This is a genomic window from Armatimonadota bacterium, assembly GCA_031081675.1.
GTDB classification, from domain to species: Bacteria; Sysuimicrobiota; Sysuimicrobiia; order Sysuimicrobiales; family Kaftiobacteriaceae; genus Calidihabitans; species Calidihabitans tengchongensis.
The window spans coordinates 18,354-32,127 of sequence record JAVHLZ010000003.1; the positions used below are offsets into that span (position 1 = coordinate 18,354).

The 13,774-nt window shown below is 71.9% G+C and carries 14 protein-coding genes; 5 read left to right on the forward strand and 9 right to left on the reverse strand.

All coding sequences use genetic code 11. The annotated features are described in order from the left end of the window. The first annotated feature begins 12 nt into the window (after positions 1–12). The 4 genes from RB150_01625 to RB150_01640 all read left to right on the forward strand — a co-directional run bounded on the left by RB150_01625 (position 13) and on the right by RB150_01640 (position 4,827). Complete coding sequence (locus RB150_01625) at positions 13–1,512, forward strand: ABC transporter ATP-binding protein (protein ID MDQ7819239.1); 1,500 nt, start codon at positions 13–15, stop codon at positions 1,510–1,512. A gap of 8 nt (positions 1,513–1,520) precedes the next feature. Then, positions 1,521–2,651 (forward strand): ABC transporter permease, encoded by a 1,131-nt coding sequence (locus tag RB150_01630; GenBank protein ID MDQ7819240.1) that lies wholly within the window; start codon positions 1,521–1,523, stop codon positions 2,649–2,651. 5 nt (positions 2,652–2,656) lie between these two features. Further along, positions 2,657–3,517 carry an ABC transporter permease gene (locus RB150_01635; protein MDQ7819241.1) on the forward strand — a complete coding sequence of 287 codons (861 nt, stop codon included), beginning with the start codon at positions 2,657–2,659 and terminating at the stop codon, positions 3,515–3,517. A 152-nt stretch (positions 3,518–3,669) separates the two neighbouring features. Continuing rightward, on the forward strand, positions 3,670–4,827 hold the full coding sequence (locus RB150_01640) for a BMP family ABC transporter substrate-binding protein (GenBank protein MDQ7819242.1): 1,158 nt from the start codon (positions 3,670–3,672) through the stop codon (positions 4,825–4,827). Positions 4,828–4,911: 84 nt separating this feature from the next. Here the strand turns inward: RB150_01640 and RB150_01645 are convergent, their stop codons facing one another. The 3 genes from RB150_01645 to RB150_01655 are packed head-to-tail and all read right to left on the reverse strand — an operon-like array spanning position 4,912 to position 6,306. Continuing rightward, positions 4,912–5,394, reverse strand: a complete 483-nt coding sequence (locus RB150_01645; protein MDQ7819243.1) for a 2-oxo-4-hydroxy-4-carboxy-5-ureidoimidazoline decarboxylase — start codon at positions 5,392–5,394, stop codon at positions 4,912–4,914. 13 nt (positions 5,395–5,407) lie between these two features. Continuing rightward, on the reverse strand, positions 5,408–5,713 hold the full coding sequence (locus tag RB150_01650; protein ID MDQ7819244.1) for a hydroxyisourate hydrolase: 306 nt from the start codon (positions 5,711–5,713) through the stop codon (positions 5,408–5,410). Positions 5,714–5,727: 14 nt separating this feature from the next. After that, positions 5,728–6,306, reverse strand: coding sequence for a phosphoribosyltransferase family protein (locus RB150_01655; protein ID MDQ7819245.1), 579 nt, complete (start codon positions 6,304–6,306; stop codon positions 5,728–5,730). A gap of 119 nt (positions 6,307–6,425) precedes the next feature. Between RB150_01655 and ade the strand changes: the two genes are divergently transcribed. Further along, positions 6,426–8,141 (forward strand): adenine deaminase, encoded by a 1,716-nt coding sequence (ade, locus tag RB150_01660; GenBank protein MDQ7819246.1) that lies wholly within the window; start codon positions 6,426–6,428, stop codon positions 8,139–8,141. A 63-nt stretch (positions 8,142–8,204) separates the two neighbouring features. Here ade and proS read toward each other — a convergent pair whose 3' ends face one another. From proS to RB150_01690, 6 genes are all read right to left on the reverse strand, one after another. Then, entirely contained in the window at positions 8,205–9,644 is a 1,440-nt protein-coding gene (gene proS / locus RB150_01665; GenBank protein MDQ7819247.1) for a proline--tRNA ligase, read from the reverse strand. Positions 9,645–9,905: 261 nt separating this feature from the next. Beyond that, on the reverse strand, positions 9,906–10,337 hold the full coding sequence (locus RB150_01670) for a thioredoxin family protein (GenBank protein ID MDQ7819248.1): 432 nt from the start codon (positions 10,335–10,337) through the stop codon (positions 9,906–9,908). Beyond that, entirely contained in the window at positions 10,337–10,777 is a 441-nt protein-coding gene (locus RB150_01675; GenBank protein MDQ7819249.1) for a DUF4395 domain-containing protein, read from the reverse strand. The genes RB150_01670 and RB150_01675 overlap by 1 nt, the downstream gene beginning before the upstream one ends. Positions 10,778–11,035: 258 nt before the next feature. Beyond that, positions 11,036–11,953, reverse strand: coding sequence for a DUF475 domain-containing protein (locus RB150_01680; GenBank protein MDQ7819250.1), 918 nt, complete (start codon positions 11,951–11,953; stop codon positions 11,036–11,038). Between the two features lie 44 nt (positions 11,954–11,997). Next, positions 11,998–12,990, reverse strand: coding sequence for a radical SAM protein (locus RB150_01685; protein ID MDQ7819251.1), 993 nt, complete (start codon positions 12,988–12,990; stop codon positions 11,998–12,000). A gap of 112 nt (positions 12,991–13,102) precedes the next feature. After that, entirely contained in the window at positions 13,103–13,597 is a 495-nt protein-coding gene (locus RB150_01690) for a DinB family protein (GenBank protein ID MDQ7819252.1), read from the reverse strand. Between the last annotated feature and the right edge of the window lie 177 nt (positions 13,598–13,774).

The window sequence follows — 13,774 nt, forward strand, 5'->3', positions numbered from 1 at the left end:
GGGACGGGCCCCGTGCGCCTGGCCGTCCGCAACATCACCAAGACCTTCCCGGGGGTCGTGGCCAACGACCGCATCACCCTGGATCTGCGGGCGGGGGAGGTGCTGGCGCTGCTGGGGGAAAACGGCGCCGGCAAGACCACCCTGATGAACGTCCTCTACGGCCTGTACCAGCCCGACTCCGGGGAGATCCTGCTGGACGGCCGGCCGATCCGTATCCACTCGCCCCGGGACGCGATCGCGTGCGGCATCGGCATGGTGCCCCAGCATTTCCTGTTGGTGCGCCGGCACACGGTGGCGGAAAACATCGCCCTGGGCCTGGCCGGCACCCCGTTCTGGCGGCCGGTGCGGCAGGTGGCCTCCCGGGTGGAGGAGTTCGGCCGGCGGTACGGGTTGCGGGTGGATCCCCACGCCGCCGTGTGGCAGCTGTCGGCGAGCGAGCAGCAGCGGGTGGAGATCCTCAAGGCGCTGCTGCGGGGGGCGGAGATCCTGATCCTGGACGAGCCCACCAGCGTGCTCACCCCCCAGGAGGCGGGCCAGCTGTTCGAGGTCCTGCGGCGGATGCGGGAGGAAGGCAAGGCGATCATCTTCATCACTCACAAGCTGGACGAGGTCCTGGCCGTGGCCGACCGGGTGACGGTGCTCCGCCGGGGCAGGGTGGTGGGGACCATGCCGGCGGCCACCGCAGACACCGCCACCCTGGCCCGCCTGATGGTGGGCCGGGAGCTGGAGAGGGCCCTGCCGCCCCGCCGCCGCCCGAGCGGCCCCCCGATCCTGGAGGTGAGCGACCTCTGGGTGCCCGGGGATCGGGGCCGGATGGCGGTGCGGGGCGTGTCGTTCACCGTGGGCGCAGGCGAGATCCTGGGCATCGCCGGCGTGGCGGGCAACGGACAGCGGGAACTGGTGGAGGCCCTGGCGGGGCTGCGGCCTCCGGCGCGGGGGCAGGTGCGGCTACGGGGAGTCCCGGTGCGGGGGTGGTCTCCGCGCCAGCTGGCCCGCGCCGGCGTGGCCCACATCCCGGAGGAGCGCACCCGGGCCGGCATCGTCCCGTCCCTGTCGGTGGCCGAGAACCTGGCGCTGCGCCGCTACGCCGACCCGCCGTTTGCCCGCGGGCTGCTGCTGCGGCCGGCCGAGATCCTCCGGGTCGGCGCGGAGCTGATCGCCGCCCATGACATCCAGACCCCGTCTGCCCGCCACCCCGCCCGGCTGCTGTCGGGGGGAAACATCCAGAAGCTGATCCTGGCCCGGGAGCTGTCCGCGCATCCGGTCCTGATCATCGCCTCCCATCCCACGGCCGGGCTGGACGTGGCCACCACCGAGCGCATCCACCGGCTCCTGCTGGAGCACCGGGAGCGGGGGGCCGGCGTGCTCCTGGTGTCCGAGGACCTGGACGAGATTCTGGCCCTGTCCGACCGGATCGGTATCATGTTCGAGGGACGCCTGGCGGCGGTGGTGCCGGCGGGGACCGACCGGCAGCAGATCGGCCTGTGGATGGCCGGCCAGGCGGCGTCCTGAGGACCGGAGTGGCGCACGTGGGTCCGTTCCGCATCGAGCGCGCCGAGCCGTCGGCGGGGTGGACGGTGGTGGTGTCGGCCGGCGCCGTCGCCGCCGCCTTTGTGGTGGCCGGGGCCATCTTCTGGGCCTACGGGCTGGACCCGGTGCGGGCCTATGCCATCATCGTCCGCGACGGCCTGCTGGCGCCGGGCGCCCTGCCCGAGGTCCTCCGTCCGACCATTCCCCTGCTGCTGGTCGGGGCAGGACTGGTCCTGGCCTTCCGGGCGCAGGTGTACAACATCGGCGCCGAGGGCCAGCTGCTGGCCGGAGCCGTGGCCGCCACCTGGGTGGCCCTGTTCAGCGGCCTGCGCGGGCCGGGGATGTTGCCGGCGATGTTCGCCGCCGGGTTCGCCGCCGGCGCGTTGTGGGGCCTGGTGCCGGCGGTCCTGCGGGTGCACCTGCGGGTCAACGAAGTGATCGCCACCCTGATGATGAACTATGTGGCCCAGTACCTGGTGAGCTGGCTGGTGACCGGACCCTGGAAGGGCCCCAGCGTCCGGGGATTTGCCTACACCGACCCGTTCCCGCCCGAGGCCTGGCTGGCCCTGATCCCCGGCACCCGCATCCACTGGCCCACCCTGGTGGTCGGCCTGGCGGTCGCGGCGGTGGCGGCGCTGCTGCTGGCGCGGACCACCCTGGGATTTGAGATCCGGATCCAGGGCGACAATCCCGAGGCCGCCCGCTACCTGGGCGTCAGCGCCCTGCGTACCACCCTGCTGGTGATGATCCTGTCCGGAGGCGCCGCGGGCCTGGCCGGTGTGGGGGAGGTGGCGGGGGTGCACCACAAGCTGCTGGACCCCGCTCAGGTCTCCCTGGGATACGGGTACACGGGCATCATCGTGGCCTGGCTGGCCCGGGGCCAGCCTCTGGCCGCGGCGCTGACGGCGGTCCTGTTCGGCCTGATCTACAGCACGGGCGACGTGATGCAGGTCTCGCTCCAGATGCCCTTCCGGGTCACCAGCGTGTTCAACGGCCTGATCCTGTTCTTTCTGATCGGCAGCGAGCGGCTGCTGGGGTACCGGATCCGGTGGGCGCCGGCCCGGGTGGCGGTGGAGGCACCCGCTCCCGCCGGAGCCGGGGTGCCGCCGGGGGAGGACTGACGGTGCTGGAGTGGGTGGCGAGCGTTCTGATCCGGGGGATGGTCTTCGGCACGCCCCTGCTGTGGGGCGCGCTGGGGGAAATCTACGCCGAGCGGGCGGGGGTCGTCAACCTGGGCGTGGAGGGGATGATGATCCTGGGGGCGTTTGCGGCCTTTGCCACCGCCCAGACCACCGGCCATCCGGTCCTGGGCCTGCTGGCGGCGGCGGCCGTGGGAGGGGTGGCCGCCCTGCTCCACGCGTGTGTGTCGGTGACCCTGCGGGCGAACCAGTACGTCTCGGGGCTGGCGCTGACCATGCTGGGGCTCGGCCTGACCGGCCTGCTGGGCCGCGGGTGGGAAGGGTTTCCCCTGGACCACCCGCTGCCGGAACTGTCGGTCCTGCCCCCGCTGGGCGTGCTGGCGGCGGTGATCCTGTGGGCCCTGCTGTACCACACCCGCTGGGGCATCATCCTGCGCACCGTGGGTGAGTCCCCGGCCGCCGCCGACGCGCAGGGCCTACCGGTGGAGCTGGTGCGCTACCTGGCCGTGGCCTTCGGCGGGGTGATGGCGGGAGTGGCCGGAGGCTTCCTGTCGGTGGCCTACCGGCCGGCGTGGACCGAGGGGATGACCGGAGGCATCGGGTGGATCGTGGTGGCGCTGGCCATCTTTGCCGGCTGGGACCCGCTGCGGGCGGTGGGGGCGGCCCTGCTGTTCGGCACGCTGTTCCACCTGTCGTTTCGCCTGCAGACCTGGATCCCCCCCGAGCCCCTGCAGATGATGCCGTTCGCCTTCACCATCCTCGTCCTGGCGGTGACCTCGCGCCGGGGAGACCGGGCGGGCCAGGCCCCCGAAGCCCTGGGCCTCCCCTACATCCGCGGCGAAAGGTAGGACCCGTGAGGTCCCTCTTCCCTTTTCCCTCTTCCCTTTTCCCTTTTCCCTTTTCCCTTTTCCCTTTTTTTCACAGAGGGGACCGCCGGGGGGAAGGCGAAGTGAGCCGGCAATCCTCACGACATTCGCTCAGGCCGGAGGTGAAAGCGACCATGAGGGGCACGCGCTGGGCAGTCGCGGCTGTGCTGGCCGTCCTCCTGCTGGCGGCGGCCGCCACTGGCTATGGACAGCAGAAGCTGAAGGTGGGGTTCATCTACGTGGGCCCCATCGGGGACTACGGGTGGACCCACGCCCACGACGTGGGCCGGCGGATCGTGGAGCAGCAGCTCCCTGTCCAGACCCTGTACGTGGAGTCGGTCCCGGAGGGCCGGGTGGAACCGTTCATCGACCGCCTGGTGGCTCAGGGCGCCCGGGTGATCTTCACCACCAGCTTCGGCTTCATGGACGGCACCCTGGCGGCGGCCCAGCGCTATCCCAACGTCATCTTCGCCCACGCCAGCGGGTTCAAGCGGGCCCGCAACATGGCCACCTACATGGCGGACTTCTACCAGGTGTACTACCTCAACGGCCTCATGGCCGGGGCGCTGACCCGGACCAACAAGATCGGCTACGTGGGGGCGTTCCCCATTCCCGAAGTCAAGCGCCACCTCAACGCCTTCGCCCTGGGCGTGCGCGCCGTCAACCCGCGGGCCACGGTCCACGTGCGGTGGATCTTCGAGTGGTTCAGCCCCGCCAAGGCCAAGGAAGCCACCCAGGCCCTGATCGCCGAAGGCGTGGACGTGTTCGCGTTCACCGAGGACAGCCCCACCGTGATCCAGGAGGCGGCCAAGAAGAACCTCCTGAGCTTCGCCCACTACTCGCCCATGTACCGGTTCGCTCCCCGACACGTGGTCTCGGGCCAGCTGGTGCACTGGGAGACCATCTACCTGGACTTCCTGCGCAAGGTCCTGGCGGGCAAGTACACCCCCGACAACCTGCAGAACGTGGACTACTGGTGGCTGCTGGCCGAGAAGGCCGTCGAGCTGGGCGCCGAACCGGGCATGATGATCAACCCGCTGTTCACAGACCAGCTCAAGGCCGTGCGGGTGCGGACCCCCGACCTGGGCACCCTGTCGGTGTACGACCTGGTCCTCCGCCGCCACGCCCAGATGTCGGCGAAGCCGGTCAAGTTCGACCCGTTCACCGGGCCCATCCGCGACCGCAAGGGGGTGCTGCGGGTGCCGGCCGGCCACACCCTGACCGTGCAGGAACTGATCACCCTGGAGTGGGCGGCCCCCGGCGTGGTCGGTCCCTGGCCGAACGAGCCCTGAAACAGGGAAGAGGGGGGAAGCGGCGGGAATATCTCCCGCCGCTTCCCGTGGACGCTCTGCCCGTGCGCTTGTGCTCCCGCCCCGTCACGCTGGCGCCGCTCCGATCCGGTCGTCCCCTTCTTCCTTCTTCCCTCTTCCCTCTTCCCTCCGTCGGTGCCGCTCCCGGGCGATGGCCACCAGCTCCTCGATGGCGGTGGCCAGTTCCTCCTCCCGGGTGCGCTGCAGGCGCTCCCGCAGGACCGGGATGATCTGCGACCGGGGGCGGCGGTTGACAAAGACCACGAACCGGAAGCCGAACCGGGCCTCGTAGGCGGCGTTGAGGGCCGCCAGCTCCGCCAGGACGAGGGGATCGTCCTCCGTCCCCTGCTCGGCGGCCGCGGCGGAGGAGGCGGGGCGCTCGCCGATCCGGGGGTGGGCGTTGAGGGCCTCGAGGACCTCCTCTTCGGGCAGGGACCGCAGCACGTCGGCCGCCCGCTCCAGGGGATCCTCCAGGGCCGCGAGGCGTTCGGTGAACCGGGTGCGCCCCTCAAACAGCGCCGCCAGCTCGTCGATCGTCAGCCGGGCCATCCCCCGGATGCGGTCAGGCGCCGCGATAGGTGGCGCACAGGTACGGCCCCACCACCAGTGGAACGTGGTAGTGGCGGGCGGGGTCGGTGACGGTAAACTCCACGTCCAGGCGGGAGAAGAACTCCGACGGGACGGCGAACACCAGCCGGTAGGTCCCCGCCTCCAGAGGGCCGCCGATCAGGTCGGGAATGCGGCCGTCGTCCCCGGTCGTGCGGGACGCCACCAGGCGGCCGTTCCGGTACAGGTCCACCCGGACCCCGCGGGCCGGCACCCCTCGCCCGACATCCAGCACGTGGGTGGAGATGGTCGGGCCCGGCATGGCGCGAGGCGGGATCAGCGAGAGGGATCGTCCATCAGCTTGAAAATCGGCAGGATGCCCAGGTGATGGACGTCATCGCGCTCAAACCCCTCCAGCAGCAGCGCCGCCCGGGCCACCACCGCGCCGCCGGCCCGCCGCACCAGCTCCTCCATGGCCTTCAGGGTCTCGCCGGTGCTCACGATGTCGTCCACCAGCCCCACCCGGCGGCCCCGCAGCTTCATGGCGTCCCGGCCGTCGATGAACAGCTCTTCCTCGGTCTTGGCGGTGATGGGCTTGTAGCGCACCGAGACCGGCGACAGCATGAACGGGCGGATCTCCTTGCGGCACACCACGTAGGGCAGCAGCCCCAGGTACGTGGCGATGGCGTGGGCCAGGGGGATGCCCTTGGTCTCGGTGGTGACGAAGATCTCGCAGCTGCGCATGCGGGGCGCCAGTTCCCGGGCGGCCCGGTCAATCACCTCGGTGTCCCCCAGGCTGTAGTAGTAGGCGATCCACGTGTCCGGAGCGACCTGGATCAGCGGCAGGGTGCGCACCGTCCCGGCGATCTCCAGCTCGTAGGTCGACTGTCCCTTGAACGGAAGGATGTGCGGCATATCAGCCCCCGGACCACGACACCCGCAGTTTCGTCCCCCGCTGGCCCAATCCCTCTTCCTTCTTCCCTCCCGACGCCCGCAGGTATGCCGCGGGGGCAGGCGGAAGAGGACCCGTCAAGGTGGACCTGGCGACCCTCATCCGCGTAGCCCGCGGCCAGCAGCCGGCCGACCTGCTACTCTCCCGCGCCCGGGTGGTGGACGTGTTCGCCCACCGGGTGGTAGAGGCCGACGTGCTCATCGCGGGGGAGCGCATCGCCGCCGTGCTGCCTCCCGGGAGCACCACCCACCCGTCCCGGGAGCGGGTGGATCTGGCCGGCCGCTACCTGGCGCCGGGACTCATTGACGCCCACGTGCACATCGAAAGTTCCCTGGTCAACGTGCCGGAGTACGCCCGTGCCGTGGTCCCCCGGGGCACCACCACGGTCATCGCCGACCCCCACGAGATCGCCAACGTCCTGGGGATGACCGGCATCCGCTACATGCTCGACGCCGCCAAGTTCAACCCCCTGTCGGTATTCGTGATGGCGTCCAGCTGCGTGCCGGCCGGTCCCCTGGAAAGCCCCGGCGCCCGCCTGACCGCCTACGACCTGGAGAGCCTCCTGCAGGACAAGTGGGTCCTGGGGCTGGCGGAGATGATGGACTATCCGGGCGTCCTGGCCGCCGACGAGGAGGTCCTGGCCAAGATCCGGGCGGCGGCCGGGCGGCCGGTGGACGGCCACGCCCCGGGCCTGCGGGGGCCCGACCTGGACGCCTACGTGGCCGCCGGCATCGGCTCCGACCACGAGTGCACCACCCGGGAGGAGGCCCTGGACAAGCTGTCCCGGGGGATGGCCATCATGATCCGGGAGGCCACGGGCGCCCGCAACCTGGCCGAGCTGCTGCCGCTGGTCACCCCGCAGACGGCGCGGCGCTTCATGTTCTGCACCGACGACCGCACCCCCACCCACCTGCTGGAGGACGGCCACATCGACGCCATGGTCCGCCAGGCCATCGCCCTGGGCGCCGATCCCCTGCTGGCATTTCAGATGGCCACCCTCAACCCCGCCGAGCACTTCGGGCTGCGGGACCGCGGGGCGGTGGCGCCGGGGCGGCGCGCCGACCTGATGGTCTTCGACGACCTGCGCGCCCCCCGGGCGCGGCTGGTGTACCGGTCGGGGCGGCTGGTGGCCCGGGACGGCGAGCTGCTGCCCTACCACCGCCCGACGGTCCCGCCCGCGCTGCCGGTATCCCTGAGCATCCGCCGTTCCAGCCTGCACTTCCGCATCCCGGCGGCGGGGAGGCGGGTGCGGGTGATCGAGATCGTCCCGGACCAGATCGTGACCGGGGCCGGTGTGGACGACGCCCCCCTGGACGGCAGCGAGGTGGTGGCCGATCCGGCCCGCGACCTGCTCAAGCTGGCGGTGCTGGAGCGCCACACCGGCAGCGGCCGGGTGGGGCTGGGGCTGGTGCGGGGGTTCGGCCTGCGGCTGGGAGCCCTGGCGTCCACCGTGGCCCACGACGCCCACAACCTGATCGTGGTGGGCTGCAGCGACGAGGCCATGCGGGCGGCGGTGGAGGTCATCCTGGAGATGCGGGGCGGGCTGGTAGCGGTGGCCGGGCGCGAGGTGGCGCGGCTGCCGCTGCCCCTCGCGGGGCTGATGTCCGACCAGCCCATTGCCGCCGTGGCCGACCAGTTCCGCCGGCTGCGGGCCCTGGCCTCCCGCATGGGGAGCCGGCTGACCGACCCGTTTATGACCCTGTCGTTCCTGGCCCTGTCGGTGGTCCCCGAGCTGAAGCTCACCGATCGCGGGCTGGTGGACGTGGCCCGCGGGGAGATCGTGCCCCTGTTCGTGTGACAGCGCGGACCGCGACCCGGCCGTCCACCGTCAGCCCTCGACCGGCCACGTCATCTCTCGGGCTCAGTACGCGCGGGCGTAATAGACCCAGGCCTGGGCCGGCCGCCCGCAGACCGCGCAGGCGCCCTCGGGCTCTTCGTCCAGGGGAATCACCCGCGGGGAGGCCCCGGTACGCTCCCGCAGCACGTCCTCGCACTGCTGGGACCGGCACCAGCGCACGCGCACGAACCCGCGCACGTCCGCCAGGGCCGCGGCCGCCTCGTCGGCGGAACCGGCGGTGGTGGTGTGGCTGTCCCGGTAGGCGCGGGCCCGGTCGAACAGCTCCCGCTGGATCTCGGCCAGGGCCCGCCGCACCTCCTCGGCCACCTGCCGGCGGGGGACGGCCTGCCGCCCCCCTCCGGTGCGCCGGACCAGCACCACCTGGTCGGCCTCCACGTCCCGCGGACCCACCTCCAGCCGCACCGGCACGCCCCGCAGCTCCCACTCGTGGAACTTCCACCCCGGGGTATAGGCGTCGCGGTCGTCCAGGCGCACCCGCACCTCGGCCCCCAGCTCGGCCGCCAGCGCCCGGGCGGCCGGCAGGACGCGCTCATCGTCTCTGCCCAGGATGGGCACGATCACCACCTGGTAGGGAGCGATGCGCGGGGGGAGGATCAGGCCGCGGTCGTCGCCGTGGGCCATGATCAGGCACCCGATCAGGCGCGTGGTCACGGCCCAGGACGTGGACCACACGTATTTCTCCCGGTTGTCGGCGTCCAGGAACTTGACCTCGAACGCCCGCGCGAAATTCTGGCCCAAAAAGTGCGATGTGCCGGCCTGGATGGCCTGGCCGTCGGGCATCAGGGCTTCGAGGGTGTAGGTGATGTCGGCGCCGGCAAACCGTTCGCTGGGCGGCTTGGTCCCCACCACGACGGGAATGGCCAGGACGTCCTCCAGCAGCTCCCGGTAGATGCCCAGGATCAGCCGGCACTCCCGGTCAGCATCCTCGGCGGTGCGGTGGGCCGTGTGGCCCTCGTGCCACAGGAACTCGGCGGTGCGCAGGAACAACCGGGTAGACTTCTCCCAGCGGACCACGCTGTTCCACTGAAGCAGCAGCACCGGCAGGTCCCGATAGGACTGGATCCACCGGGCGTACATGGGCAGAATGATCGCCTCCGATGTCGGGCGCACCGCCAGCCGCTCGGCGAGGGGTTCGTCCCCCCCGTGGGTCACCCAGGCGACCTGGGGGGCGAATCCCTGCACGTGCTCGGCTTCCTTGCGCAGGAAGCTCTCCGGTACCAGGAGGGGGAAGTAGGCGGTCTGGTGACCGGTGTCTTTGAACCGGCGGTCCAGCCAGGCCTGGATCCCCTCCCAGATGGCGTAGCCGTAGGGACGGATGGCCATGAATCCGCGCACCGGGGTGTAGTCGGCCAGCTCGGCGCGCAGGGCCACCGCCGTGTACCACTCGCTGAAATTCTCGGCTTTGGACGGCAGGCGGGTCGCCGTCTCCTTTTCGGTTGCCACGAGAGCCTCCCCTTCGCTTCCCGACGCTCCGCCGGATCGCCGCCAAAATGAAAACCCGCCCCCTCAGGGACGGGATCGCCACCCGCGGTACCACCCTGGTTCCGGGCGGTGAGCACGACCCGCCCGGCCCTCCACGCCGCTATCGGGGCGTTCCGACCCGGTTATCGACCCGGGCGCTCCGGGAGTGGGAGCGGGCTCCCGCCGGCACCGGCTTGCACCCGACCCGGCTCGCTCATCCGGCCACGGCGCCCGCAGCTCCCGTCATCGCGCGGTGCGTGCGGCCATTCTAGCACGGGGTCCTTTCCCGTTCAACTCCAGCTGGGCGGCCAGCCGCTCCCACCCCACCGCCCCCTGGTTGATGGCCCGCACCACCCCGTCGCCGGAGATCAACACAGTGCTGGGCACGGTCAGGATCCCGAACCGGCCGGCCAGGGCGGGGTCGGCCGCCGCGTCCACCTCCCGCACGTCCACCTGCCCCGGGTAGCGCCGTTGCAGCTCCAGCAGGGCCGGCTTCTGGAGGGTGCGGCACGGCACGCAGTCGGGGGTGGAAAAGGCCAGGACCAGCGGGCGGCCCCGGACCAGGTCTGTGGCCGGCCGGCGCCGGTAACGCGCCGCGCGCCACCGCAGCCCCAGCCAGACGACGGCCACGACGGCCGCCACCACCCCCAGGACGGCCAGGCGATCGGCGACCATCACTTGGCCTCGGCGGCCCGCCGGATCACGCCCAGCCGGCGCAGCTGGTAGTACAGGAAGCACCCGGCGCAGAAGTTGGCCACCACGTTGACCATGGCCAGGACCGCCACCAGCAGCGCCAGCGCCCAGCCCGGTGCCGCCAGACCCGCCGCCAGCGCCCCCCACGCCCCCGCCAGCAGCGCGGCCCCCACGCCCTGGGCGAAGCGGTGAGGCGCGGGGTCGTCGTCCACCAGGTGCGGCCGCAGCCATCCCCGGGGCAGGACCACCCGCTGGTACAGCACACGGAACAGGTTCGCCTGGGGCCGGGCCGTGCCGACGGCCAGGACCAGAGCCAGTACCCCCACCAGGTGGGGCAGGTCGGCCAGGAAGGCGCCGACGGCCACCACCGTGAGACTCACCTGCGTGAACTTGATGGCGTTGTGATCGACCCGGGTTGACATCCTGAGCTCCCTCCCGCCGAAGTCCGGCATGGCCTCAGTCCCCTCCCGGAGTCCGGGGAGGGGCGGGTGCGGAAGCGGAGGCAGGCGGCGTCGGAAGACTACCGGGAGATCGGCGAAGGCGCGGCCCGCCTCCGCCGAGGACAGATGCACTGGCGGGGTGTGTACAGCACCGCTCGGGCGCGGACGCGGACGAACATGGCGATCAGCTGACCTTGGCGCTAAGGATAGCGGCCCGCCCGCGCCGGTGTCAAGGAGAGGTCAGCGGTCGCCGGGGGCGCGGTCCGGCTGGGCCGGCTGACGCGCGGGCCACAGGCCGGCTACCGCGCGCGCCGCCGCCAGCGCGCCGCCGGCCGCCCACGCCACCGGCCGGAGGGCGGCGGTAAACGCCACCGACACCAGGCCCAGGACCCGCCGCAACCAGCGCAGGGACCGACCGATCTGCTGCAGGGCCGGCAGGCGTCCCCACAGGATGGTGGCGCCGATGATGCCCAAGGACATGAGGAACTTCTGGACGTCGCCCGGGCGGATGTGGAAGAAGTCCTCCAGCAGCAACAGCACCCCGATGTTCAGCACCAGCAGGTAGGCGGCGGCCTCCAGCTCAGGCAACCGCTCGATCAGCCGCACGAAGATGCCGGCGGCAAACCGCATGGTGATGATCCCGATGAACACGCCCGTCCAGATGATGTAGATGTTCCGGGACAGGGCCACCGCCGCCACCACGTTGTCCAGGCTGAACGCCAGGTCGGCCAGCTCCACCGCCAGGACGACGTTCCAGAACCCCGACCCCGCCCGGTGCACCGGGTGGCCGGCGGCGGCCGCCGCCTCGTCCCGCGCCTCCTGGGGTGTCATGCCCAGGTGGTCTGCCGCCAGCCTGATCAGGTACAGCCCGCCCACCAGCAGCAGCCAGCGGTTGCGGACCACCCACGAGGCGATGAGCAGCATCGTGCCCCGGCCCAGGTACGCTCCCAGCAGGCCCACCTTCAGGGCGGCCAGGCGCTGGCCTCCCAGAATGCGGTGGACGGGCTTGTGCAGGACGCGCAGGATCCGGGGCCAGGGGATGGGCTCATCCTTGGGCAGGTGGGCGACCATGGCCCCCAGGACGGCGGCGTTGTCGATGGAGAGGATCCCCTCCAGGTAGATGAGCTGGAGGATGATGAAAACGGCCCCCAGGTCCATGACGGGCTCATTGTATCCGCCGGGAGGCGGCCGCGCAATGACCGTCAGAACAGGGCCAGCTGCTGGGCGGGCGGCCGCGCATCGGCCGGAGGCGGCGGCTCGTCTCGCCGGGTGAATCCCCACCGCTCCGTGAGCGCGGCCACCACCTCCCGCACGCGACGCTGGTAGGCGCGGGGGGCGTACCTGCCCCGGTACAGCCGCTCATACTCGGGGATCAGGCGGGGATGCCAGCGCTGCAGGAACTGGAAGAACGCCTGACGGGTGACGTCGCCCAAGTGCAGGGTGTTGGTCCACAGCCACCGGGCGCCGTGCTCCCTGGCCGCCGCCACCACCGCCGCCAGCCGCGCCGGGTCGTCGGTGAGGCCGGGCAGCACCGGTGCCAGCAGCACGCCGGTGGGTATCCCCGCCTCCGCCAGAGCCCGCAGGGCCTCCAGGCGCCGGCGCGGGGGCGGCACGGCGGGCTCGACCTGGCGGGCCAGGTCCTCGTCCATGGTGGCCACGCTCACGCACACCGTGACGCCGGCCTCCCGGGCCATCGCCTGCAGGACGTCGCGGTCCCGCAGCGCCATGGGAGAGCGGGTGACCACCACCGCCGGCGTGCGGTGCTCGTGCAGGGCCTGGAGGATGCGGCGGGTCAGCCGGTAGGCGCCCTCGGCCGGCTGATAGGGATCGGTGGCGGTGCCGATGTGCACCTCGTCCCTCTTCCAGCGGGGGTCGGCCAGCTCGCGGCGCAGAACCTCCGGAGCGTTGACCTTCACGAAGATCTTCCGGCTCCAGTCGCCCACCCCATCCTGATCGAGAAACCAGTGGGTGCGGCGGGCGAAGCAGAAGACGCAGTCATGCTGGCAGCCCCTGTACGGATTGATGGACCACCGGAAGGGCATCCCCTGCACGCGGTTGAGCACCGAGCGCACCTCGACCTCCACCCACTCCGCCCGCGGGGTCGCGCGTACCCCGGTGGGACGGAACAGGCGCACATGGGCGGCGGCCGCAGCAGGCGCCGGGTCCTCGAGCAGGCCGTGCGGTGTCAGGGACACGCCCTGCAGTGTATACGAACTAATGTTCGCATGTCAACCGGTCCACAGCGAAAAGGTCGTGGTGGCCGGTGGAGCCCCGCGGGCGCGACAGGGCCCTTGAGCCCCGGTGCCGTCAGGCAGGCGGGCGGCCGGCGTGGAGCCGGCGCAGCACGAAGATCTGGGCCGCGTGGTAGCTGTCGTGGGTGGCCACGTCCACCACGAGATCGATCAGCAGCGCCCGGCCGGATGGCGACCACCACGCGTTGCCTACCGGGTCCAGCAGGCGCGCCGCCGTCAGCATCCGCAACTGGGCCATCAGGCGCCCGTGGGCGGCGGCCAGCTCCGCCAGGGCGGCGGCCAGGCCCGCGGCGGTCGGTTCCACCTGCCGCCAGTCCTGGGTCTCCTCATAGGCCCACTCCGCTCCGGACAGACGCGCGGCCACCGCGTCCTTCCAGTAGGCCATGTGCAGGATGATCTCGGCGATCGTGTGCTGGTCCGGGTGCGGCCGCCAGTGGGCCTCCTGCGGGCCGAGGTCGGCCACCGCCGCCTGCACGCCCCGTCCGGCCCAGTTGCCGGCCCGGTAGGTCTGGTCGCACCTGTCGACAACCCACGAGACGATGTGGTCCACCCGCTCCACCCCGATCCCCCCTCTTCCGTCTTCCTTCTTCCCTCTTTCCTGTACCGTCTGTGACCTCCGTCACAGCCGGTCACGCCCCCCTCCGGCATTCTCGAGCCGGGTCCGTTCCGGTCCCCGGCGGGGGAGAGCAGGGTCTCCTCCCCGCGAGCGCCGAACATGGCCCTGCAG